General features: G+C 70.8%; 17 protein-coding genes. 7 read left to right on the top strand and 10 right to left on the bottom strand.

Annotated elements, in window-relative coordinates; translation table 11 throughout:
- Window positions 1-255 precede the first annotated feature (255 nt).
- The 5 genes from KUF83_RS28660 to KUF83_RS42645 all read right to left on the bottom strand — a co-directional run bounded on the left by KUF83_RS28660 (window position 256) and on the right by KUF83_RS42645 (window position 6,414).
- The gene (locus tag KUF83_RS28660; RefSeq protein ID WP_254644535.1) at window positions 256-3,852 is read right to left on the bottom strand and encodes a non-ribosomal peptide synthetase; all 3,597 of its coding nucleotides are present in this window, start codon (window positions 3,850-3,852) and stop codon (window positions 256-258) included.
- Between the two features lie 252 nt (window positions 3,853-4,104).
- Entirely contained in the window at window positions 4,105-4,887 is a 783-nt protein-coding gene (locus tag KUF83_RS28655; RefSeq protein WP_217457873.1) for a thioesterase II family protein, read from the bottom strand.
- Between the two features lie 3 nt (window positions 4,888-4,890).
- A complete protein-coding gene (locus tag KUF83_RS28650) occupies window positions 4,891-5,067 on the bottom strand; it encodes a hypothetical protein (protein WP_217457872.1) in 177 nt (58 codons plus the stop codon).
- A 199-nt stretch (window positions 5,068-5,266) separates the two neighbouring features.
- Window positions 5,267-6,283, bottom strand: a complete 1,017-nt coding sequence (locus KUF83_RS28645; RefSeq protein WP_308403180.1) for a hypothetical protein — start codon at window positions 6,281-6,283, stop codon at window positions 5,267-5,269.
- The gene (locus KUF83_RS42645) at window positions 6,280-6,414 is read right to left on the bottom strand and encodes a hypothetical protein (RefSeq protein ID WP_302828553.1); all 135 of its coding nucleotides are present in this window, start codon (window positions 6,412-6,414) and stop codon (window positions 6,280-6,282) included. Before KUF83_RS42645 ends, KUF83_RS28645 begins: the two co-directional genes overlap by 4 nt.
- A gap of 822 nt (window positions 6,415-7,236) precedes the next feature.
- Between KUF83_RS42645 and KUF83_RS28640 the strand changes: the two genes are divergently transcribed.
- Window positions 7,237-7,884: a ScbR family autoregulator-binding transcription factor gene (locus tag KUF83_RS28640; RefSeq protein WP_217457870.1), complete on the top strand. Its 648-nt coding sequence runs from the start codon at window positions 7,237-7,239 to the stop codon at window positions 7,882-7,884.
- 403 nt (window positions 7,885-8,287) lie between these two features.
- Here the strand turns inward: KUF83_RS28640 and KUF83_RS28635 are convergent, their stop codons facing one another.
- A complete protein-coding gene (locus KUF83_RS28635; RefSeq protein ID WP_217457869.1) occupies window positions 8,288-8,464 on the bottom strand; it encodes a hypothetical protein in 177 nt (58 codons plus the stop codon).
- Between the two features lie 378 nt (window positions 8,465-8,842).
- Here KUF83_RS28635 and KUF83_RS28630 point away from each other — a divergent pair, with 378 nt between their 5' ends.
- From KUF83_RS28630 to KUF83_RS28620, 3 genes are all read left to right on the top strand, one after another.
- Window positions 8,843-9,274 carry a hypothetical protein gene (locus KUF83_RS28630; RefSeq protein WP_254644528.1) on the top strand — a complete coding sequence of 144 codons (432 nt, stop codon included), beginning with the start codon at window positions 8,843-8,845 and terminating at the stop codon, window positions 9,272-9,274.
- 171 nt (window positions 9,275-9,445) lie between these two features.
- Window positions 9,446-11,479: a glycoside hydrolase domain-containing protein gene (locus KUF83_RS28625; RefSeq protein ID WP_217457868.1), complete on the top strand. Its 2,034-nt coding sequence runs from the start codon at window positions 9,446-9,448 to the stop codon at window positions 11,477-11,479.
- Between the two features lie 10 nt (window positions 11,480-11,489).
- Entirely contained in the window at window positions 11,490-12,179 is a 690-nt protein-coding gene (locus tag KUF83_RS28620; RefSeq protein WP_217457867.1) for a hypothetical protein, read from the top strand.
- Window positions 12,180-12,335: 156 nt separating this feature from the next.
- Here KUF83_RS28620 and KUF83_RS28615 read toward each other — a convergent pair whose 3' ends face one another.
- The gene (locus KUF83_RS28615; RefSeq protein WP_217457866.1) at window positions 12,336-12,998 is read right to left on the bottom strand and encodes a ScbR family autoregulator-binding transcription factor; all 663 of its coding nucleotides are present in this window, start codon (window positions 12,996-12,998) and stop codon (window positions 12,336-12,338) included.
- 310 nt (window positions 12,999-13,308) lie between these two features.
- Between KUF83_RS28615 and KUF83_RS28610 the strand changes: the two genes are divergently transcribed.
- The gene (locus KUF83_RS28610; protein WP_217457865.1) at window positions 13,309-14,811 is read left to right on the top strand and encodes an FAD-dependent monooxygenase; all 1,503 of its coding nucleotides are present in this window, start codon (window positions 13,309-13,311) and stop codon (window positions 14,809-14,811) included.
- Between the two features lie 43 nt (window positions 14,812-14,854).
- Here the strand turns inward: KUF83_RS28610 and KUF83_RS28605 are convergent, their stop codons facing one another.
- Window positions 14,855-15,529: a ScbR family autoregulator-binding transcription factor gene (locus KUF83_RS28605; protein ID WP_217457864.1), complete on the bottom strand. Its 675-nt coding sequence runs from the start codon at window positions 15,527-15,529 to the stop codon at window positions 14,855-14,857.
- Window positions 15,530-15,693: 164 nt separating this feature from the next.
- Here KUF83_RS28605 and KUF83_RS28600 point away from each other — a divergent pair, with 164 nt between their 5' ends.
- Window positions 15,694-16,554, top strand: a complete 861-nt coding sequence (locus KUF83_RS28600; RefSeq protein ID WP_217457863.1) for an SDR family oxidoreductase — start codon at window positions 15,694-15,696, stop codon at window positions 16,552-16,554.
- Window positions 16,555-16,574: 20 nt separating this feature from the next.
- Here KUF83_RS28600 and KUF83_RS28595 read toward each other — a convergent pair whose 3' ends face one another.
- Entirely contained in the window at window positions 16,575-17,573 is a 999-nt protein-coding gene (locus KUF83_RS28595) for a ScbA/BarX family gamma-butyrolactone biosynthesis protein (RefSeq protein ID WP_217457862.1), read from the bottom strand.
- Window positions 17,574-18,866: 1,293 nt separating this feature from the next.
- Entirely contained in the window at window positions 18,867-19,334 is a 468-nt protein-coding gene (locus tag KUF83_RS28590) for an ATP-binding protein (protein WP_374106185.1), read from the bottom strand.
- Between the two features lie 169 nt (window positions 19,335-19,503).
- On the opposite strand from KUF83_RS28590, the gene KUF83_RS42130 reads away from it, so the two are divergent.
- Complete coding sequence (locus KUF83_RS42130; protein WP_308403179.1) at window positions 19,504-19,869, top strand: STAS domain-containing protein; 366 nt, start codon at window positions 19,504-19,506, stop codon at window positions 19,867-19,869.
- The last annotated feature ends 167 nt before the right edge of the window (window positions 19,870-20,036 follow it).

Raw genomic sequence — 20,036 nt, 5'->3', positions numbered from 1 at the left:
TTGCCGCCGAGCGAGTCTTTGTCCGATCCCGGCAGGAACAGCGGAATTAGGAATGACCTTAACTTCGCCCCCCGCGCCGGGACAATGGCGTTCGAACTTGAGCAGTCGAACACCACGAAAAGCGCCCTCCCCCGCCGGCGGCGTAAAGGGGAGGGCGCTTTCCTGGAGGAATTCATTCCGGCGCGGAAAAGGGAATTGCACCGTCATGAATAGGGGCGTGCGGGGAGGGTGTCCGCCCGGGCGGCCTTGTTGCGGTCAGCCGGCGGCCACGGGTTCGGCCGGGCCGACGAGGTCGAGTGCGTGGGCCAGGCCCGCGACCGTGGGGTTCTCGTACAGCTGGTTGGCCGTCAGCCGGATGCCCAGTTCCTCGTCGATGCGGGCGAGCAGCCGGGTGGCCCGCAGGGAGTTGCCGCCCAGGTCGAAGAACGAGTCGTCGCGGCCGACGGTGCTCTGGCCGAGGACGTCCTCCCAGATCGCGGCGATCCGGCGCTCCGTGTCCGAGGCGGGCGCCTGGTAGGTCCGGCGGGTGCCGGGCCGTTTGGGTGCCGCGTCCAGGAGCAGCTGGGTGGTGTCCACGGCGCCGGCGGCGTCCACCGGGATGCGGGTGACCTCGATCAGACGCACCGGGACGGGGAAGTCACGCAGGACGGGCTCGATGGCGGCGTGCACGGCCTCCGCGGTGGTGCTGCCGGCGGTGAAGGCCACCAGGACCTCGCGGGCGCTCAGTTCGTCGGTGGCGAGTTCGGCGAGGATCGCCGGGTTCTCCAGGTCCAGGCCGATCAGGAGGTAGTGCTGGGGCATGGAGGTGGCGGCCAGGAAGGCCCGCAGTCCGTCGTCGGGGTCGATGGCGCGGAATCCGCGCTGTCCGGCGAGGGCCGCCGACTGTCCCTGGTTCATGCCGACGTCGTTCCACATGCTCCAGGCCAGGCACTGCACATCGCGTCCGCGCTCGTGGCGCCAGTGGTCGGCGAAGCCCACCAGGAAGGTGTTGGCGGCGGAGTAGGCGCCGAAGGAGCGGCCGCCGAACTCGCCGTTGACCGACCCGAAGAGCACGAGGGAGGCCTTGGGCCGGCTCTCCAGGACGGAGGCGATGGCCAGGGTGCCGGCCACCTTCGCCGTGTACTGCGCGGTGAAGGTGTCCTTGGACTCCCTGGCCAGGGTGTGCCGTTCCAGGTCCTTCCACTGGCCGCTGACATCGGCCGCCGCCAGGTGCAGCACCCCGTCGAGGGTGCGGCCCCAGCGGGTCTCGGCCTCGGTCACCGCCGCGGCCAGGGCGGTGCGGTCGGCGACGTCCGCCTGCACGTAGGCCAGTTCACCCAGGGCGGCCAGTTCGGCCAGGGCGTCCGCCTTGTGTCCGGTGGCCGCCGACCGTCCCACGAGGACCAGGCGGGCGCCGTAGGCGGCCAGGAGGTATCCGGCGATGTCGTGGGCGATGCCGCCGAGCCCGCCGGTGACCAGGTAGAGGCCGCCGGGGACGATCGCGGAGGGGCCGCCCGTCTCGGCCTCGGGCACCGGGCGCAGGCGGGGCTGCCAGCGCAGGCCCTCGCGGGCGGCCACCACTCCGGTGTGGGAGCGGTCGGCCAGTTCGGCGGCGACGGCGGCCGGCCACTTGTCCCGGTCCGCCGGCAGGTCGAGCTGGCGGACGGTGAGGTGGGAGAGCTCGGTGGCGGCGGTGCGCACCATTCCGGGCAGTGCGCAGACGCCGAGGTCGATCCTGTCCCAGGGGCGTACGTGCACGGCGCCGGTGGTGAGCAGGAGCAGCAGCGGGCGGGCGGCGGCGCCTGGCCAGGTCGCGCCGTCCAGGGCCGCCGTCAGGGAGGTCAGCCGGCTGGTGATCTCGTGGAGCCGGGCGCTGTGGTCGGGCCGTTCGCCGCCTTCGGTGGGGAATCCGGCGAGGACGACCGTGGAGATGGGGCCGTACCGGGCGGTGACCTCGGCCAGTACCCGGCTGATCTGGGAGCTGTCGTTTGGTGCGGCGCGGAAGGTGACGGGGCTTTCCTGGGCGTAGTCCTCCCCCTGGCGGACCAGGACCGTGCGGCCCCGGTCGAGTCCCAGGAGGGGGAGGTCGCCGGGCTCGGCGAAGACGAGCCGGACGCCGTCGGTGCCGCTGTGGCCGGCGGCCTCCTCCAGGCGGGACCACTGGCGGCGGAAGAAGGCGGTGTCCGGCCGGGTGCCGTCCTCTTCCTCCTGGGCGATCCGGTCGGCGAAGCGGCCTGCCTTCAGGTCGGCGACGAGCGCGCCGCGCTGGATCTTCCCGCTGGCGGTCTTGGGGAATTCGGCCGAGGTGACGGGGACCAGGAGGTCGGGTGCCAGGCCGGCCTCGCGGCCGAGCCCGGTCCGGATGTTCTGGAGGGTGCGGGTGAGCGAGTCGGTGTCCCACCGGGTGGGGACGAAGAAGACGACGAGGCGGTCCGAGCCCTCCCCCGGCTCGCGGACGCCTGCCGCCGCCGAGTAGGTGACCCGTACGCCCTCGGCCTCTTCGACGATGCTTTCCAGCTCGTGGGCCACGTAGTTGGCGCCGCGGACCACGATCTGGTCCTTCTTGCGTCCGGCGATCACGAGCTGGCCGTCGTGGACGAAGGCGAGGTCGCCGGTGCGGAACCAGCCCTCGGGGTCGAAGGCGGCCTGGTTGGCCTCGGCGTTGCCGTGGTAGCCGCGCATCATCGTCACGCCGCGGATCTGCAGTTCGCCGATCCGGTCCTCGGGCAGGACGGCTCCGGTGGCGTCGACGGTGCGGACCGTCACGCCCGGAAGGGGTGCTCCGACCGTGGAGAAGGACACCGCGTCCTTGCCGCCGGCCCCGTCGGGGAAGTGCAGGTCCCCGTCGAAGGAGGAGGGGGCGACGACGACGGTGCCGGCGGTGCGGTCCTCGCGGCTCTGGGTGGAGTAGGTGACGCCGGAGCAGGTCTCCGACATGCCCCAGGCGGGCGCCATGGCGTCGGCGGGCAGGCCGTGCGGCTTGAGCAATTCGAGGAAGCGATGGCTGTTCGCGGCGATGACGGGCTCGCCGCCGTTGGCGAGTTCACGGACGCGGGAGAGGTCCCACTGTCCCTGGGCGACCTGGCCGGCGTACTCGTGGAAGAGGTTGAAGGCGAAGTTGGGGGCCCAGGTGTTGGTCGCCTTGTAGCGGTCCAGCAGGTCCAGCCACATCAGGGGGTTGCCGAGGAAGTCGTCGATCCTCCCGTTGACGTGGAGGCTGCGCAGGAACACGTCCCGGATGTTGTAGAAGACCATCGTCACGTGGTCCAGCGGCATCCAGATGACGCTGACGTCGTCGCTGGTGTATCCGCGGCCCTGGATGGCCGACCAGCTGCGGGCGGCGACGGAGGCGTTGGTGTGCTGGACGCACTTGGGGACGCCCGTGCTGCCGGAGGTGAGCAGGTTGATCACGGGGGTGTCGGGCCCGCAGGCGTACCAGTGGGTGTCGGGGGTGTGCCGGGCCAGTGTCTCGACCTCCAGGACGCGCACGGTCGACTCGTTCCACAGGCTGCGCACCTCCCGCAGGGCGGGTGCGGTGGCGGCGTCGGTGAGCAGGGTGGGCCGCTCCAGCAGGTCCCAGGCGTTGCGCAGCTTGCGGTTGGTCTCGTTGTGCGCGGTGTAGGTCGTGGCCACGGCGACCGGGGTGGGGACGAACCCGCCGAGCACGCAGGCCCAGAACGCGGTCATGTAGGCGCGGTGGTCCTCGAACTGGAACAGGGCCGCGTCGCCCGGCTCCAGTCCGGCGGCCCGCAGGCCCGCCAGGACGTGCTCGGCTTCCGTGAGGAGTTCGGCGTAGCTCTGGAACTGCGGCTCGCGGCCGGCCCGGACGTAGACGGTGCCCTTGTCGGGTGCCTGCGCCGCCGCCTGGCGCAGTGCCTCCTGGAGGGTGCGGGCGCCGCCCTGGGGGATGTGGAGGTCACCGCCGTAGAGCTGGGAGGTGGCCTGGTGGGCGCGGGGTGCGGCGGGGGCCGGCCNGGGCGGGGGCGGGGGCGGCCGGGTCGAGTTCCGCGGTGATGGCCCGTGCGCCCTGCCGGATTACGGCGACGGCCTGCTGGACGCCGGGCACCGCCCGTACGGCGGCTGCTATCTCCTCGATGAGGTGCGGCTCCAGGGGTCCTGAGGTGCTCATGAAACGCTCCCTGCCTTCTCGGGCTGCAGCAGTGCCTGGCTGATGTCGTGGATCAGCTCGGCCGGGTCGTGGAGGAAGTAGAAGTGGCCTCCGGGGTAGAGCCGTGTGGTGAAGGCGCCCTCGGTCTGCTCGCGCCAGCCGTCGAGGGTGTCGAGCGGTGCGCGGGGGTCGGTGGCTCCGCTCAGGACGGTGATGGGGCTCTTCAGCCGGGGGCCGGATTCGATGCGGTGCTGCTCCCACAGGTCGAAGTCGGCTCGCAGGGTGGGCAGGAGGGCGTCCATGACGTCCTGGTCCTCGGCGATCTCGGGTTCGATGCCGCCCAGGCGGACCACTTCGGCGGCCAGGTCGTCGTCGGTGAGGTCGCGCAGCTGCTTGATGCGGCCGGCGGTTCCCGGGGCGGACTGGGCGGAGAGGAAGAGCCCGCTGGGTTGGGGGCCTCCTTTCGCCTGCAGGGCCCGTGCGAGTTCGAAGGCGAGAACGGCGCCTCCGGAGTGGCCGAAGAAGGAGAACGGCCCGTCCATGACGGGGCGCAGGGCCTGGGTCAGCAGTTTGACCAGCGGTCCCACCGCCGTGACGGGGGCTTCGGCGATGCGGTTCTGGCGCCCGGGAAGCTGCACGGCGGCGAGTTCGATCTCCGGGGGGAGCAGGGCGGCCCACTCGGCGTAGGCCCCCGCTCCGGCGCCTGCGTGCGGGAAGCAGATCAGGCGGTGGCGGTGGTCGCCCCGCCTGGCGCGCCAGATGTAGGGGGTCTCGGCGATGAGTTCGGGAATTCCGGTCATGGCTCACACCCCGCCGTCGGTGTGCGTGCGGGTCTGCGCCGGGAAAGTCAGGTCCGGCGTGCAACGCGAATGGGTTCGCACTGCTCCTCCAATAATGTCGGTCATGAATTCAGAAATTTTTGTGCCGGCGATGTGCTGTGCAAAGTTCACCGGGGTTTTCTCCGTAACCGGATCGACCATCTGGTGAGCCTTTTCCGGCAGAGCCCGAGGATGCTTGTCCCTGGGCCGGGCGGGCCGTAATTGCGGGGCGGTGCGTGAGGCGGGCCGCTTTCGTGTGCTGCGGCTTTCTTGACCTGGCCGGCCGTCGTCCGGGTCTTCGCCGGGGGCAGGCGGGCCGGGGCGGCTGCGCCCGTGGAGGGAAGGAGAGGCAGCGGTGGTGTCACGGGCACCGCATCTCGAGTTCGTGAGCCAGGCGCAGCCAGTGCTCGGCGCAGCGGCGGGCGGCCTGGGCCAGCGTTCCGGCGCGGTGTCCGGGGACGCTCTGGGCCAGGCGGCTCCACTTCGCCTCGTCACCGATGGCGTGCAGGCTCAGCAGGTGCAGGAGGGTCCGGCCGGACTCCGTGCGCAGCGAGGGGTCCTTGCTCATGTTGGGCAGCATCAGGCTGAGGGCCGCGGCGGAGGTCCGGATGGCGGCACGGCTGCCGGCCGGCCGGGACGTGGTGGCCGGCGAGGCCTGGGAGGGGACGGTCCGGGGCCGGGGAGCCACCGGGTCCTGTCCCAGCCGGATGCGGTCGCGTACGTCCTTGGCGGTGGCGGTGGCGATACCGGCGCGCTGGGCGATCTCGCGCAGGGAGGCCTCGGGGTGCTCGGCGATGATCCGGCTGGCCCGCAGCCGCCCTTCGGCGGCGTGCAGCGGCCTGACCCGGCCGTCGCGCCCCATTCTGGTGTTCGACTGTTCGCCTTGGGGGGTTGAACGGCGCCGGATGGCCGCGACGGTGCCGGCGGCGAGGCCGGTGTTGGCGGCGATGCGGCGGTCCGACCACTGCGGCCGGTCGGTGACGATCCGTGCCGCTGCGGCCGTGCGGTCGGCCAGGGTCAGGGGAAGGCCGTGGGAGACGTTCAGCTTGACGGCCAGGGCGAAGACGTCCGCCGGCTCTCCGTCGAAGAACTCCACCTCGACTTCCGTGTCCCCGCGCAGCTGGGCTCCGCGCAGGCGGTGCATGCCGTCGATGACGCGCATCGTGGGCCGGTGCACGAGGATCGGCGGCAGCGGGGCGTCCAGCTCGGAGAGCAGCCGCACATGCTCGTCGTCCTCGCCGTTGACCCGCGGCGAGTCCGAGGGCAACAGCTCACTGACGGCGACGGTGGCCCGCGGGCCGGAGGGACGCCCGGCGGGTTCGACCGCGGTCGCGGGGCTCTGGGCGCTGCCGGCGACGACAGCGAGCTGCGTGCTCACAGCCATCCCTCCCGCGGCGTCGGCGTGCGACCGGCGGCGGCGGTCCGCACGGCGCACCGGCAGGGGCGGGCCGGTCCCCCGGTGGCGGGCCGGCCCGCGAGGGCGGCGGTGCGGGTGTCCAGGTCCTTCATGGCGTGCTGGTTCCTCCCCCGTGATTGCGCGGGTCCCTGTGGGTGCCGGGTGTGCTCGCCGCGCCGGGCGGCGCACGGACGGACCGAGGTGCGTCCGGTGCGGCACGGGAGCGCTGAACAAGGCGGTGTGCCCGGGGAGTTCTCCTCACCGGGTGCACGGGTGCGGGCGGTGGCGCCGGTGCATCGGTACGGCGGGGTGCGGGTCCGGTGCGGGTGCCCGGACGCTTGTGCCGGCGCCGATCCGTTCATCGCGTGCCACTTGACACGCAACTGCTGCAGGTGCACCGCGGCTCCCCTCGACGGTCGCAACAACCTTGGATTGAAAAATACCAGTGTGCGGGTTTTTTATCGACCCCTAGCGCAGCCTTGAAGATGTCCGGCTGCGACGGGGGATGAAACAGAACGCTCCCGCACTTGCACCTCGGGGGATGTACGACGCAAGTGCGGGAGCCCGTCCCGGTCGGTCAGAACAGATGAAACACCTGCTCAGGCTGCCTGCCTGCCACGAAAGGAAGCCTCTCCGAGCCGCTGCCTGCGCAGGCTGGGAGCTGCCGGAGCCGACGCGTTCGCCGACCCCTTCAACCGGGATGACCCTAGAAAATCATACCGCTGCGTCGGTTTCAATACCTTGGTCGACATCTCCCTGACGCCAGGACCGCCGCGAGTCTCCCGCCCCATATGCGCACTTCATCCGTTCGCCGCACCCGCCCGCCCTGCTTGCCCGCGGGCGGGAGGGGCGCACGCGGACCGCCGAAGCCAATAGAAACCGCTATGCTGGTTTCATTAAGCTCAAGGTGCAGCCCTCCTACTCAAGGAGCACCAGTGACCAAACAGGAACGTGCCGTTCGCACACGCGACTCACTCATCCGCTCCGCGGCTGAGGCGTTCGAGCGGCACGGATACGTTCAGGCGAAGCTGGCCGACATCAGTGCCAGCGCCGGGGTCAGCCCGGGCGCACTGCACTTCCACTTCGAGAACAAGGCGGCGATGGCCTCCACCGTCGAGGCCTCGGCCGGGGTGAGTCTGCGCCGGGAGGCCTGGCTCGCCCAGCGCCCCGGCATGAACGCGCTGCAGCGTCTGACGGACACCTCGCACGCCCTGGCCGGCCGGATGAGACGGGACGTCGTGGCGCGCGCCGGCTTCAAACTGAGTTACGAGGCCCCGCACCACATCAGCCCGACCCTCCATCAGGAGTGGCGTGTGTGCGTGCGGCAGCTGCTGGCGGAGGCCTTCGAGGAGGCGCTGTTGGCCGAAGGGGCCGAGCACCCCGAGGTGGCCAACACCGTCGTCGCGGCGACCACCGGCTTCGAGCTCCTCGGGCGCGAGGACCCCGCCTGGTTCTCCGCCGAGGCACTGACCGCCTTCTGGGCGCTCATCCTGCCGTGCATCGCCCGCCCCGAGGCCCTCGCGGCACTCGAGCCGGCCGGTTCGGCGGCACGCACCGGCGAAGCCCGCTCCCCCATCGGGTGAGCCTGCCCCGGTGCCCGTGCCGTCCGCGGCCCGGATCCACCGGGGCTCCCCAGGGCCAGCCGGCGCTCCCGGCCGCCGCTCCGGCCCGCCTGCGGTGCGCGGCGCGTCGGCCACCGCCGGTACGGCGGCGGCTGCCGGCGCACGGGCGGACCTGGCAGCTCAGAACCCGCCCGGACTGGGCTGTGAGTGCCGTCTCATGGTTCCGGAAATGAGTAACTCTGCTGCGTCTGCTGTCCTTACAACCGCTGACCTGCCGGAAGCGATACGTGCGGTTCAGCGCCGCGCCGGCGCATGGTCTCCGCGTCTTCCTCGGCCGGCCCGTGCGTCCACGGCGGCGTGGCGCCCCGGGCAGCCGGCAACTTGAGTTCGCGGCGCAGCCGGGGGGGGGTGCGATCGGTGCTCATCACGGCCTCCACGACGGGCTCTGCATCGGTTGCTCCGGCCCTGCGGACGGGGTGAGGAAGTCGGGCGGATATCCGCGCGGCGGGGCGAGTTGGAGCAGCGGGCGGGTCGAGGGATCGCTCTCCGCGGCGAGCCGGGCACGACTCGGGTCCTCCGCGGCGAAGTGCAGGTGCAGCACGGACGAAGCCCTCTGTTGTGACGGCTGTCATCGCCTCCACTCGCCCGTGCGGCGCACGGCGGCGACGGAGGCAACGAGGTCCTGCCGCGCCAGGGTCGTTCGGACGAGACCGAAAGTGGATGCCGGGCGGCCAGGACCCGGGACACCCTGAGGGCGACCACATGAGGTGCACGTGTGTGCCGCGTCCTCTTCGACGCGGCACCCCGGGGGTGCCCCCGGGGCTTCGCCATCGTGGCCCCGGGAGTCGCCCGCTCAACCCTGACATCCGTCAGGGGCGAGCCGCCGCATGTGGGTTCCAAGGTCCCGCAGTGGCGCCGAAGTGTGTGCGGCGTCCAGCAGGCGGGCCTCCCGTATTGCTCGTCACTGAAGGGAATCACCATGTTGAAGCCGGGCTCCGTCCTGCCCACGTCCGCCCGCGGCCGGACAGCCGCTTTCCTCAGGAGACTTGCCACCGTCGCCGGTACCGCGGTCCTGACGGCCGCGGCCCTGCTTGCCGCGCCGGGCACCGCGCAGGCGGACGGACATGGCATCGACCACTACGGCGTCTGGGCCTCGGGCGTCAATGTCCGTAACGGCGGCGAGTTTTGCCAGCTGTACCCGGGGCCGTACTACTGCGACCGGATCGTGGCGACGGTGAGCGCACCCAAGGTGGTGTGGGTGTACTGCCAGCAGGAGGGCGGACTGACCGTCGGCGGCAACCCGTACTGGGTGTGGGTCATGACCGAGAACGGCACGCGCGGCTGGATGGCCAGCTACTACATCAAGAACCAGACCAACTGGATTGACGGCGTGCCGCATTGCCGGGACTGACGCGTCCGTTCCGCACAGCAAGCGTAGGACTGACCAACCGCCGCGAGATGAGGAACGATGTCCGTCACCGTCAACAACCGCGCCACCTGGGGACAGTACGCACCCCTCGTATCAAGAGCACATGCCTCGTCAGAGCCCATCGCGAACACCACTGATCCCTGGTCGGGCAGGATGGGGGTGTTCATTCACTACCTCGGTTCAGGGAACGCCGGCAACCTGGTGACGGAAGAGGACTGCCGCAATGAAATCGCCAACGTCTACGTGGGCCACCTTTTGGAGGATTTCGGCGACATCGCCTACAACTTCGTCGTCTGCCAGCACGGCCACATCTACATGGGGCGGGGGTACGAGCGCGGTGAGGCCAATGGTGGCGGGGAACTCGAGTACGACAACGAGAAAGTGGGCCGCAACGCAGGGTTCTACTCGATCCTGGGATTGATCCGCTCCGGCAATCTGGCCAGCGAGGCCATGCTGCGCTCGATCAGGGATCTCATCCAGCATCTGCGAGGACTGAGCACCCGGCCGGCCGGCGAGAAAATCCTTCCGCATTCCTTCGGGTGGGACACGGAATGCCCCGGAAACCTTCACATGTACGCGCGGCCGGGATCGACGATCGACCCTTCGGCATCGTGGCGGGGCCCGGCCGATATCTATGTGTACCGGACGCAGAAATGGGTCAATGAGGCCTACGCCACGGCGTCCGGATACGTCGCCTGTTCGGACACCGGGTACACCGGATGGCCCACGGTGCTGTCGCTCACGCAGGGACTCCAGCATGAACTCGGCATATCGCCCACCGTTCAGAACTTCGGTCCCGGGACCTTCAACGCCGTCAAGAACCGCGGGCTGCTCCCGGGCGAGGACGGCAACAAGAACCTGATCAGGATCTACAACGGCGCGCTGTGGGCCAAGGGTTACTGGACGTCGACGGACCTCGACCGCTGGACAGGAGACTCTGAGGACGCCCTCGCCCAGCTCTACGGTGACATGGGCCTGCCGTACGCCGATCTGGCAAAGCGCCGGGCCTTGTGGCCGCACGTCGTCAGAGCCCTGATGCGCATGGACCAGTTCCGCAAGGTGCAGGGCGGGGACGATGTCATCCGCAGCATCCAGCAGCGGCTCAACTCCCGTTATGTCGCAAGCGTCGGCATTCCCGCGATGGGCCTCGTGCCCTGTGACGGCGTCTACTCGCGCGATGTCCAGCAGGGTCTGATGATGGCCATCCAGTACGAGACCGGCATCGCCCTCAGCTCCATCAACGGGTACTTCGGGCCCGGCACCCAAACCGCTCTGAAGGGCAGGGGCTCCACCACTCTCACCGGCGACCTGCGCTATCTCTTCCGCGCCGCGTGCTACTTCAACTCACCCACCTATACACCGCAGGGTGCGACAAAGTATCTGGCGGCGGATATCGGTATCGACACCCAGACCGGCACCCATCTGGGGTGGGTACAGAACTTCCAGCGTTTCTCTCAGCTCCCCGTCACGGGCCACAACGACTACACGACGTGGGCCCAGCTCCTCGTGTCGTCCGGCGACACCTCGCGGGACGCGGCCGGCTGCGACGGCATCACCGAGATCACCGCGGAGCGCGGCCGGCTGCTCAAGGCGAACGGCTACGAGATCGTCGGCCGGTTCCTCGACGAGCATCTCAGCCCGGGCGACCCGTACTACCTGGGCAAGGCGCTCAAGCCGGGTGAGCCGCAGACGATCCTCAACGCCGGCCTGCGGTTCTTCCCGATCTTCCAGTACAACGGCACGCAGCTTGAGAACTTCACCTACGTCAAGGGACGGGACCAGGGAGCGAGGGCCCACCGGAAGGCCGTCGAGCATCGCATCGGCCCCCGCACCTGCATCTATTTCGCGATCGACTACGACGCCACGGACGAGGAGATCGACAGCCACGTGCTGGGGTACTTCAGGGGCGTCCGGGACGGCCTCGCCGACTTCGAAAAACGGTACACCTTCGGCGTCTACGGCTCCCGGAACGTGTGCATCCGCGTCTCCAAGGAGGTCGGGGCGACCTGGTCGTTCGTCTCGGGCATGTCCTGGGGATTCTCCGGGAACCTCGGCTACCCGCTGCCGGAGAACTGGTCGTTCAACCAGATCAAGGAGTACGACTTCCAGCCGGGCTGGGGACTTGACCACAACATATGGCGTCTGAACAGCGACCCCGGCGTGTCCGCCCTCGTGACCGGTGAGTGAGGAATCCCCCATGATCTCCAGACGCAGTCTTCTGAACGCCGCCGCGGGCGCCGGGGTTCTGGTCGTCGCCCAGGGCACCGTGCTCCCAGCCGCCGCCGCGAACGCCGCCGACGACCCCACGGGCCCGGCCGAGTGGACCCGCAAGTCCTCCTCCAACGGCTGGCGGATCGACCCCGTCGCCGTCGCGGTCCACCACATCGAAGGCACCACCCGGTCCGTGTCCCTGCACCAGGGGGACGCCGCCGTGATCCTCCTGCACATCGCGCGCCGCTGGCACTACGAGATCGCCGGCATCGACACGGGAGAGGGCGGCGGCATCACCGCCCACACCACCCGCCGTACCGTCAGCGCCGCCTTCGAGTCGAACTACCTCTCCGGCACCGCCATCGCCCTTCACCCCCGGGCCTATCCCCTGGCGGGCAGCGAGCGGCTGTGGCCGCATCATGAGGCGATCGTGAGGGACATCCTCGTCGACTGCGAGGGCACGGTCGCTTGGGGTGGCGACCTGAAACCGGCGAAGGCGTCGCACTTCCACATCGCGGTCCGCCCCGGAGACAGGGCCCTGGCCAGGGTCGCCGAGAAGCTGGACACCAGCAGGCACCGGGAGTTCCGGGCCCAGACAGCCGGCACCGTGGCCGACCCGGCGGCGCCAGGACGCCGTGTGAAGGCGCGGCGGCTCCGGCCGGTCACGACCGGCTGAACAGCCGGCCGGGCGGGAGAGCCACCGCGTCGACACGAAGCCCCAGGCCCTTGCCTGGAGGGGGCCTGGGGCTTCGTGCCTGCTCAGGGGAGGGCCAGGCCAGGCCCGGCCGGTGTTCCGGCCCTCACCGCGGGCCGCGGCTGCCGGGCGCACGCCTCAGCGGTGCCCGGCGGTCGTCCCGGTCGTCCCGGTCGTCCCGGTGGTCCCGGTGGTCACCAGCTTGCCCCTGACGCCGCCCGTCACGAGGCCGGGCAGCAGCAGCTCCCACAGGCGGGTGACGGTGCCGGGCGAACGCCAGGACCCGTTCCGTCCTCCCAGGGCGCCGAGGCCCAGCGTGGTGGCCACCACCGTGCCCGCCACTGCCTGTGCGGGAACTCCCGGGGCCACCGTGCCCTCCCCGGCGGCCTGGTGAAGTGTCTGCTCCACCCACGTCTTCCAGTGGCGGCGCGGGCCGGCGGCCGGGGGGCTGCTCGCCTGGACACTGCGGGCCACGCGGAAGCCGACCCGCAGTACCGGATCGTCACCGAAGCCCCGGACCAGTTCGTGGGTGGCGTCGATGAGGAGCTGCAGAGAACCGCCGGGAAGCGGGCCCGCGTTGCGCCCGGTGATCTTGGCGAGCCGGTGGCCGGCCGACGTCCCGACGGCGTCGGCCAGTGACGCCTTGCTGGGGAAGTGGAAGTGAAGGGCCCCGTTGCTCACTCCGGCCCGTGAACTGATCGTGGCCAGGGACGCGAGCGGGTAGCCGTGCTGGTCGAAGACCTCGGCGGCGGAGGCGATCAGAGCGGCTCGCGTGCGCAGCGCGCGGTCCTGCTGGGCCATCTCAACTCCACTGTTTGCGGATGTGCGGGGCAGGACGAAGGGGGCGCGGCCGGCACTGCCGTGCGTCCCTCCCCCAGAATAACAAACCGCACGCACGGTTTCCTGCGTCTCCCGGCCCTCGCGGCATCTTGTGCTGCGTCACGGGGCGCCGGTCGCGGGAGAGCCGCCAAGGCTTCACAACTCCCCCACGAAGTCCGTTGTGTTCGGGTATGTTTCGAACGGCCGCCGGTCGTGCCGCTGACCGGGCGGACGGGTGTGCCTGCGGGGCGGATCCGTGACAGCGCAGGTCAGGGGAGACGAGGAGTCCCGGATGGTACGTCCGATACCTACGGACGTGGTCGTGGTCGGCGGAGGGCCGGTCGGCATGCTGCTCGCTGCCGAACTGGCGTACTACGACGTGAGCGTGGTGGTCCTGGAGGGCGAGGCCGGTACGTCGACGCGGCCCAAGGCCACCACCCTGCACGCCCGAACGACGCAGACACTCGCGCGACGGGGATACCTGCCCGCCCCCGAGTTCTCCCCCGCGGCGGGCACTGTCAGCAGTCCGTTCCATTTCGCGGGCCTTGCGGGGCTGCACATCACCGCGCCCGCGGCCGAACCCGAGCCGGTCCTCAAGCGGGCCCAAGCCGATCTCGAGCGGCTCTTCGAGGAGCGGGCCCGCGCCTGCGGTGCGCAGGTGCTGCGCGGGCACCGCATGACCGGGCTGGCACAGCGGCCGGACGGGGTGCGGGTGGTGGCCGAAGGGCCGCAGGGCCACGCGGAGTTCGGTGCGGCGTTCGTGGTGGGCGCCGACGGCGCGCGGGGCACGGTGCGCGAGCTGGCCGGCATCGGCTGCGACACGTACGCCCCCACCGTCTCCGCGATGATGGGCCTCGTACGGCTGGACGAGGCGGACTCCCTCAGCGGCGGATGGCACCGCACCGCGCGCGGATGGGTCGTGGCCAAGGAGGCCGCGGACGGCGGGATGCACCTGCGGACGGTCAACTTCACCCGGACCCACGCCGACCGGGGCAAGCCCCTGTCCCTGGACGAACTGCGCGAGGAGACGTCGCAGATCATGGGCCGGGAGATCGGGATGAGCGCGCCGAGGTGGCTGAGCCGGTTCAGCGACTACGCGCGGCTGGCCCACACCTACCGCAAGGACCGCGTCCTGCTGGCCGGAGACGCGGCGCACCTGCATTTCCCCATCGGGGGGCAGGGGCTGAGCACCGGGATCCTCGACGCCCTGAACCTGGGCTGGAAACTGGCGGCCACCGTGCGCGGCACGGCCGGCGGGAGCCTGCTGGACTCCTACGACACCGAACGCCGGCCCGCGGCCGAGCGCGTCATCGAGAACGTCCGGGCGCAGGTCTCCCTGATGCACCCGGAGGTCCGGCTCGATTCGCTGCGGAACCTGTTCAGCGGGCTGCTCGCCACGGACCCCGGCGGTTCCCACCTCGGCGCGATGATCAGCGCCCAGGACACCGTGCTGCCCGCCCGTTCGGCCGTTCCCTCGGCGTGGGAGGGCAAGTTCCTGCAGAACATCGCCCTGACCACGCAGTCGGGGCCGGCCGATGTGATCCGCCTGCTGCGCGAGGGGCGGATGCTGCTCCTGCTCTTCGGCACCGACACCTGCGAACAGCACGAGAAGGCCGCGCAGGCGTGGGGCCGGTCGGTGCGGATCGTACGGGCCGAGCCGGTGGCGGTGGTTCCGTGCGCCGCGCTGCTCGTACGCCCCGACGGCTACATCGCCTGGGCTTCCGACGGCGCGGGCCTGGAAGCGACCCTGGCCCTGTACCTGAGCGACGGGAGTGACGTACGCCCCGTGGGGTGACCTGCCCGCCGCGGGAGCGGGCCGGCCGGGGCGACGTCCGTCATCAGCTCGCGGCAGCGACTATCGCGGGGGGCTCCTCCACCGTCGGGGTGCCTCCCGCCTCCCGGTACACCTGGGCTCCCCGGCCGGGGGAAAGATCCAGGGTGGCGAGCACGGACGACAGCACGACGTTGGGCAGGATGTGCCGCAGCAGTCCGGAGATCCGGTGGTTCAGGTCCTGGTAGCCGCTGATCGTCTGCGACATGGCCTGGACGCCCGCGAAGGAACCCACCAGGACGTCGGCCGTCTCGGTGGCGACCACATGGGGCAGCAGCTCCCCGTCGGCCTCCTGCAGGAGGCCGAGGACGATCTCGCTCCAGCGCAGGAAGGGGCCGCTGCGGTCGAGTTCGGTCGCCTGCTGGTCCAGGGACAGGCGCACGCCTGCCCTGACCATCGGGTCCGTCTGCAGGCGGTAGGCCTGCAGCGCGACCGTGTCGACGATCTCCTGCACCTTGGTGTTGCGGGCGGGGACCACAAGACGCTGGTCCTGCTCCTCGAGCACGCCCTGTGCCAGGTGATCCTTGGACTGGAAGTGGAAGTACAGGGCCCCCTTCGTCACGTTGGCGGTGGCGAGGATCTCAGTGATGGTGGCGGCCTGGTATCCCCGCTTCTCGAACACCGTCGCTGCTGCCGCCAGGATGGTCTGGCGGGTGCGAATCGCCCGGTCCTGCTTGACCACTGTTTCCCTCCATTCTCAGAGTCACTGGGCCATGAGACCCAACACAAAAAAACCGTCGAGTATGTATCTTACACCGGGACGGGGGCCGCAGCCCGGTCAATCGACGACTTTTCTCCGACGACCACGGCACCGGACTCCCGGCAGTCCACGCCGAAGGGGGACAGATGATCCTGGTGACGGGACCCACCGGCACGGTAGGACGCCTGGTGCTCGAGCAGCTGCCCGCCCACTGCACCGTGCGCGCCCTGGCCAGGGATCCTTCCCGGATCAGCGTCGCGCGTGCGGGCCTGGAGACGGTACGCGGACACTACGGCGACCCGGCCGGCCTGCGCCGGGCGCTCACCGGTGTGCGCCGCGCCCTGCTGGTGACCAGCCGGGTGGCAGGCGAGGACGACGCCGCCTTCCTCGACGCGGCACGCGAAGCCGGCGTGCAGCACGTGGTCAAGCTCTCGGCCGCCGCCGTCACCGACCCCGGCGCACAGGACGCCATCACCCGCTGGCAGCGCGCCTGCGAATCAGCGCTGACCTCCTCACCCCTCGGCTGGACACTGCTGCGCCCCCGCTCCTTCATGTCCAACGCCCTGTCGTGGGCCCCCTCGGTCCGCGGGGAAAACCTGGTGCGCGCGCTGTACGGCCACAGCCCCAACGCCTGTGTCGACCCCCGGGACATCGCCGAGGTGGCCGTGCGCGCACTCACCGGGGACGGCCACAGCGGCCGGGCCTACACCCTGACCGGGCCGCATCCGCTCACCGCCGCGCAGCAGACCCGGCAGCTGGCCGAGGCACTCGGACGGCCGCTGCGGTTCGAGGAACTGACGCCGCAGCAGGCACGCGAAGCGCTGCTGCGGCGCCACCCCGAGACGGTGGCCCAGGCCCTGCTGGACAGTGCGCTGCGGCAGCGGGCCGGGGCCAAGGCGCAGGTACTGGACACCGTGCAGACGGTGACGGGCCGGGCGCCCAGGCCGTTCCGCGTGTGGGCGCGGGACCACGCACAGTCCTTCGGACCGGGAGCCGCAGCACCGTAAAGGAGGCGGCCCCGCACCGGTCAGGCGCGGATACTGCGGGCCGTGACGGTGGTGCTGAAGAGAGGTTCGCCGTTCTGCCGGCCGGTCACCAGCACCAGGCCCTCGTCCGGGCCGGCGGGCACGGCCTGCGCCTCGATGAAGCAGGGGCTGTCGAGCTCGGCGTAACGCTGGAACCCGCTGACGATCCGGGTGGGCAGCAGGAAGGCCCCGGCCGGCGCCATCGGCGTGAGCACGGCGATGGTGGCCTGCCGGGCGGCCTCGATGAGCACCATGCCGGGCACGTGGTCCACCGGGTGGTCGAACAGTATGGGGTGGCGGCTGTCCACCCTCAGCTGCCAGCGGTGCGTCTCGCCCAGCGGGGACAGCACGACGTCCATGGGCGACATGCGGCCCACGCTCTGCGGCGAGACCGGTGCGGTGAGCCGCAGCGCGGGACGCCCGGCGGACAGCCGCCCCGCCCTCACCCGCTGGTAGACCTCGGGACTGACACAGGTGTAGGCGGCCCCGCCCGTGGCCACGACATGACCGTCACGGCGGACGACCACCTCGTAGGAGGCACCCGCGTGACCCTGGCGGCGCTGCTTGACGTCGGTGAAATCGACTTCGAGCTCCAGGGAGGCCGGAACGCCCTCCAGGCCGAGATGCTGCGGCTCCACGGCCACCTGCAGGTCGCGCATCAGGAACTGATGACCGAGAGGAACATCGAACTCCGCATGCGCCAATAGAGAACCAACCTGGCGGATTGTTTCTGTGACCATGAGCGGGTCGTAATGGGTGCCATTGGCCAGAGTGAAGAAGCTGTGCGCCCGCGGCCACTGGGCGGTGACCGCGAAACGGGCATCCCCGCGCCGCTCCCAGCCGGTGAGCAGGACCTCCGCGACGGCCGCCCGGTGCACCAGCTCCTTGGGAACGGTGGAGGTGAGAGAGCCGTAGCGGGTCAGGGCGGGCGCGGTTTCCCCGCCCTGACCCGAAGACCGGACGGTCGGTGCTTCGTACCGGAACGTGTCCAACGCTGACATGTATCCCCCAGGATCGCGTCTGAACGTGCACGGGACGGTCTGCATCTCCGCCCCACCGAAGATACATACCAACCGGTTTCATTTCTAGGCGTTACCGGCCGGTACGCGGGACGGGAAGTGGAATTACATTCTCCACTCGCGCCGTCGCACCAGCGGCCCACCAGCACGCCCCGGGCCCGGCCCCGGACAGTGGCACGCCGCCCGGCGAAGCGGACAGCGCACACCCCCACGCGTGCGGGTGCCGCGAGATCCCCGGTACCGGGCATCAGGGCCGCCACGGCCGTGAACGGTGCCGGCCGGCCCGTCTGCCCTCCGAGCAGCCCCACGGCGGAGAAGGCTTCCCGCGCGGGGCCCGGGCGGTGCCGGGCCCCGCCTCCGCCCCTCGCGCCGCTCCGGCAGACACCGCCCGCGCGGTCCGGCCGGGAGCACGAGACCACCACCCGGCCCCGGGCGGACAACAGACCGCTCCGCCGCTTACCGGCAGACACCCACGGCATCCGCCCTGAGAGCCGCGCCCGCAGCAGCGGCACCACCACGCGGCCGAGCGCAACCACCCCTCGCCACCGCCGCACCGCACCCTCACATGCCTTGCCGTCCCAGCCTTCTTGACGTTTCTTTGACAAGGCAGATGCCATGCTTGCTCGACAAACAAAACGGGTAGGCGTTATTTTCTACTCGCGGTGAGAACCAGACCACACCAGGACACCGCAGCCGGGCCACAGAACTCTTCCGCCTGCCAAGCACGCCCTGTGAGCTCAGCGCCGACTGCGCAGCAGATCCAGCACGCCCCGGGGGGACGGCATGCTCGCCACAAAATTCCGATCTGCCGCGCTTCCGGCCGGCCGCTGCCCGCTGAAGCGGCGTCAGGTCCCGTGCGCGGCCCGTCCCGGCCCGCAGACACGGCCAGGGACCAGCCGCACCTCCCACCGGCCTCGCCGGCTCCCGGCCGGGACGCCGCCTCTCCACGCCCGCCACGGGACCTCACGCGGATATCTGCCGCCGGCACGGTCCGGCTTCCCGGCACGAGCCGGCCACGCACCGCTCCGCACACCGGCCCGGACGCGGCTCTTTCCCGGCACGATCCGGACCGCCGCGGCCCCGCGCGGACGACACGGCCAACGTCTGTATCCGGGTGGCTTCAGTCACTGAACAAACCCCGGCCGCAGGACACCGCAGCCAACTGCGCGTGCCCGGCCGGTGAGATGACAAGGACGACCACACCCGCAGCCTGCGGCCCGAGCCGCTGCGCGGGCCGCTGCTGAGGGCGGCATCCACCGCCGTTTCCCGCCGGGATCACTCCTGCAGGACGATGCGGGCGGTGACGCGTTTACCGGCCGGCTCCCGCCGGATCCCCAGACTTTCCGCGACGGCCGTGACGATCTCCAGACCCTGCTGCCCGACCCGCCCCGCATCAGCAGTCCGGGCCACCGGCAGAACGGGATCGCCGTCCCGCACGACGACTTCCACCGCAAAGCCGCAGATACGCAGCTCCATGTACACCGGGCCGGGAGCATGCCTGCGGGCATTGGTGACCAGCTCGCTGACCACCCACTGGGTCAGGTCCTTCGCACGTGCGGACACCGGCAGGCCGTACCCGGCCCGGACGCGGCTGAGGAAACCCACCGCACCGTGGCGCGCCCGGGCGATGACCGGCCCCTCCCCCTCCAGGGCAACAGCATCCTGCACCGGACCGCCACCGCCCGCCCCGTTGTCCCCGCCTTCGCCCTCGCCCTCGCCGTCGCCTTCGGGAACTGATTCCACCGGCTCCGCCTCTTCCCGCCTCTCCACGCTGCGGGTACCCCGCACCATCCCCACGAGTCCCCTGAGCAGCAGCCACGTACGAACGGATATCCGCCGTACTATCGGGGCACTCCGGTGCCTGCCGTGTCGGAGCCCGAGACACCCTTCAGCAAGCGCAATCGAGGAAACGGTGACAGAGACCCACGGAGCAGGCCAGTCCGGCCAGTTGGCGATCGGCCACACCACCGCCGACGGCGTCCGGGTGATCACTCTGCACGGCGAGATCGACCGCACCGTCAAGGACATACTCACCGAAGCTCTGCTGCCCTCCGAGAGCACGGCATCACCGCGGATGGTGGCGGACCTCAGCGGTGTGACATTCATGGACTCCAGCGGCATCAACGTCTTCCTCGCCGCCCATCAGGCTGCAAGTGAAGCGCAGGGATGGCTGCGCATCGCCGGCGCCCAGGGAGCCGTCCTGCGGATTCTGCGGGTCGTCGGCCTGGACACAGTCATCTCCTTCCATCCCAGCGTCGAACAGGCCCTGACCGCCTGAACTTCTCCGTACCATCCCGGGGCCCGGCACACTGCTCCCCAGGGTTGTGCCCCTGGAATCAGTGCTCCGGCAGCGCACCTCGAGCCTTTCGAAAGGTGTGATCGCCGCCCTCGCCGCGACGCATACGGTCATGCCGGCAAGAGCAGGCGGGGCAACTCACCCCGCAG

The organism is Streptomyces sp. BV286 (assembly GCF_019090165.1).
GTDB lineage: Bacteria > Actinomycetota > Actinomycetes > Streptomycetales > Streptomycetaceae > Streptomyces.
Note: the sequence above shows the minus strand (reverse complement) of the source record. Positions and strands in the feature narration are given on the sequence as shown.

Bases quoted from the DNA above. Each gene is read 5' to 3' on its own strand.
- KUF83_RS28655 (WP_217457873.1), bottom strand. From the start codon at position 4,887: ATGACCGGAATTCCCGAACTCATCGCCGAGACCCCCTACATCTGGCGC.
- KUF83_RS28650 (WP_217457872.1), bottom strand. From the start codon at position 5,067: ATGGTCGATCCGGTTACGGAGAAAACCCCGGTGAACTTTGCACAGCAC.
- KUF83_RS42645 (WP_302828553.1), bottom strand. From the start codon at position 6,414: ATGAAGGACCTGGACACCCGCACCGCCGCCCTCGCGGGCCGGCCCGCC.
- KUF83_RS28630 (WP_254644528.1), top strand. From the start codon at position 8,843: ATGTTGAAGCCGGGCTCCGTCCTGCCCACGTCCGCCCGCGGCCGGACA.
- KUF83_RS28625 (WP_217457868.1), top strand. From the start codon at position 9,446: ATGGGGGTGTTCATTCACTACCTCGGTTCAGGGAACGCCGGCAACCTG.
- KUF83_RS28620 (WP_217457867.1), top strand. From the start codon at position 11,490: ATGATCTCCAGACGCAGTCTTCTGAACGCCGCCGCGGGCGCCGGGGTT.
- KUF83_RS28615 (WP_217457866.1), bottom strand. From the start codon at position 12,998: ATGGCCCAGCAGGACCGCGCGCTGCGCACGCGAGCCGCTCTGATCGCC.
- KUF83_RS28610 (WP_217457865.1), top strand. From the start codon at position 13,309: ATGGTACGTCCGATACCTACGGACGTGGTCGTGGTCGGCGGAGGGCCG.
- KUF83_RS28600 (WP_217457863.1), top strand. From the start codon at position 15,694: ATGATCCTGGTGACGGGACCCACCGGCACGGTAGGACGCCTGGTGCTC.
- KUF83_RS28595 (WP_217457862.1), bottom strand. From the start codon at position 17,573: ATGTCAGCGTTGGACACGTTCCGGTACGAAGCACCGACCGTCCGGTCT.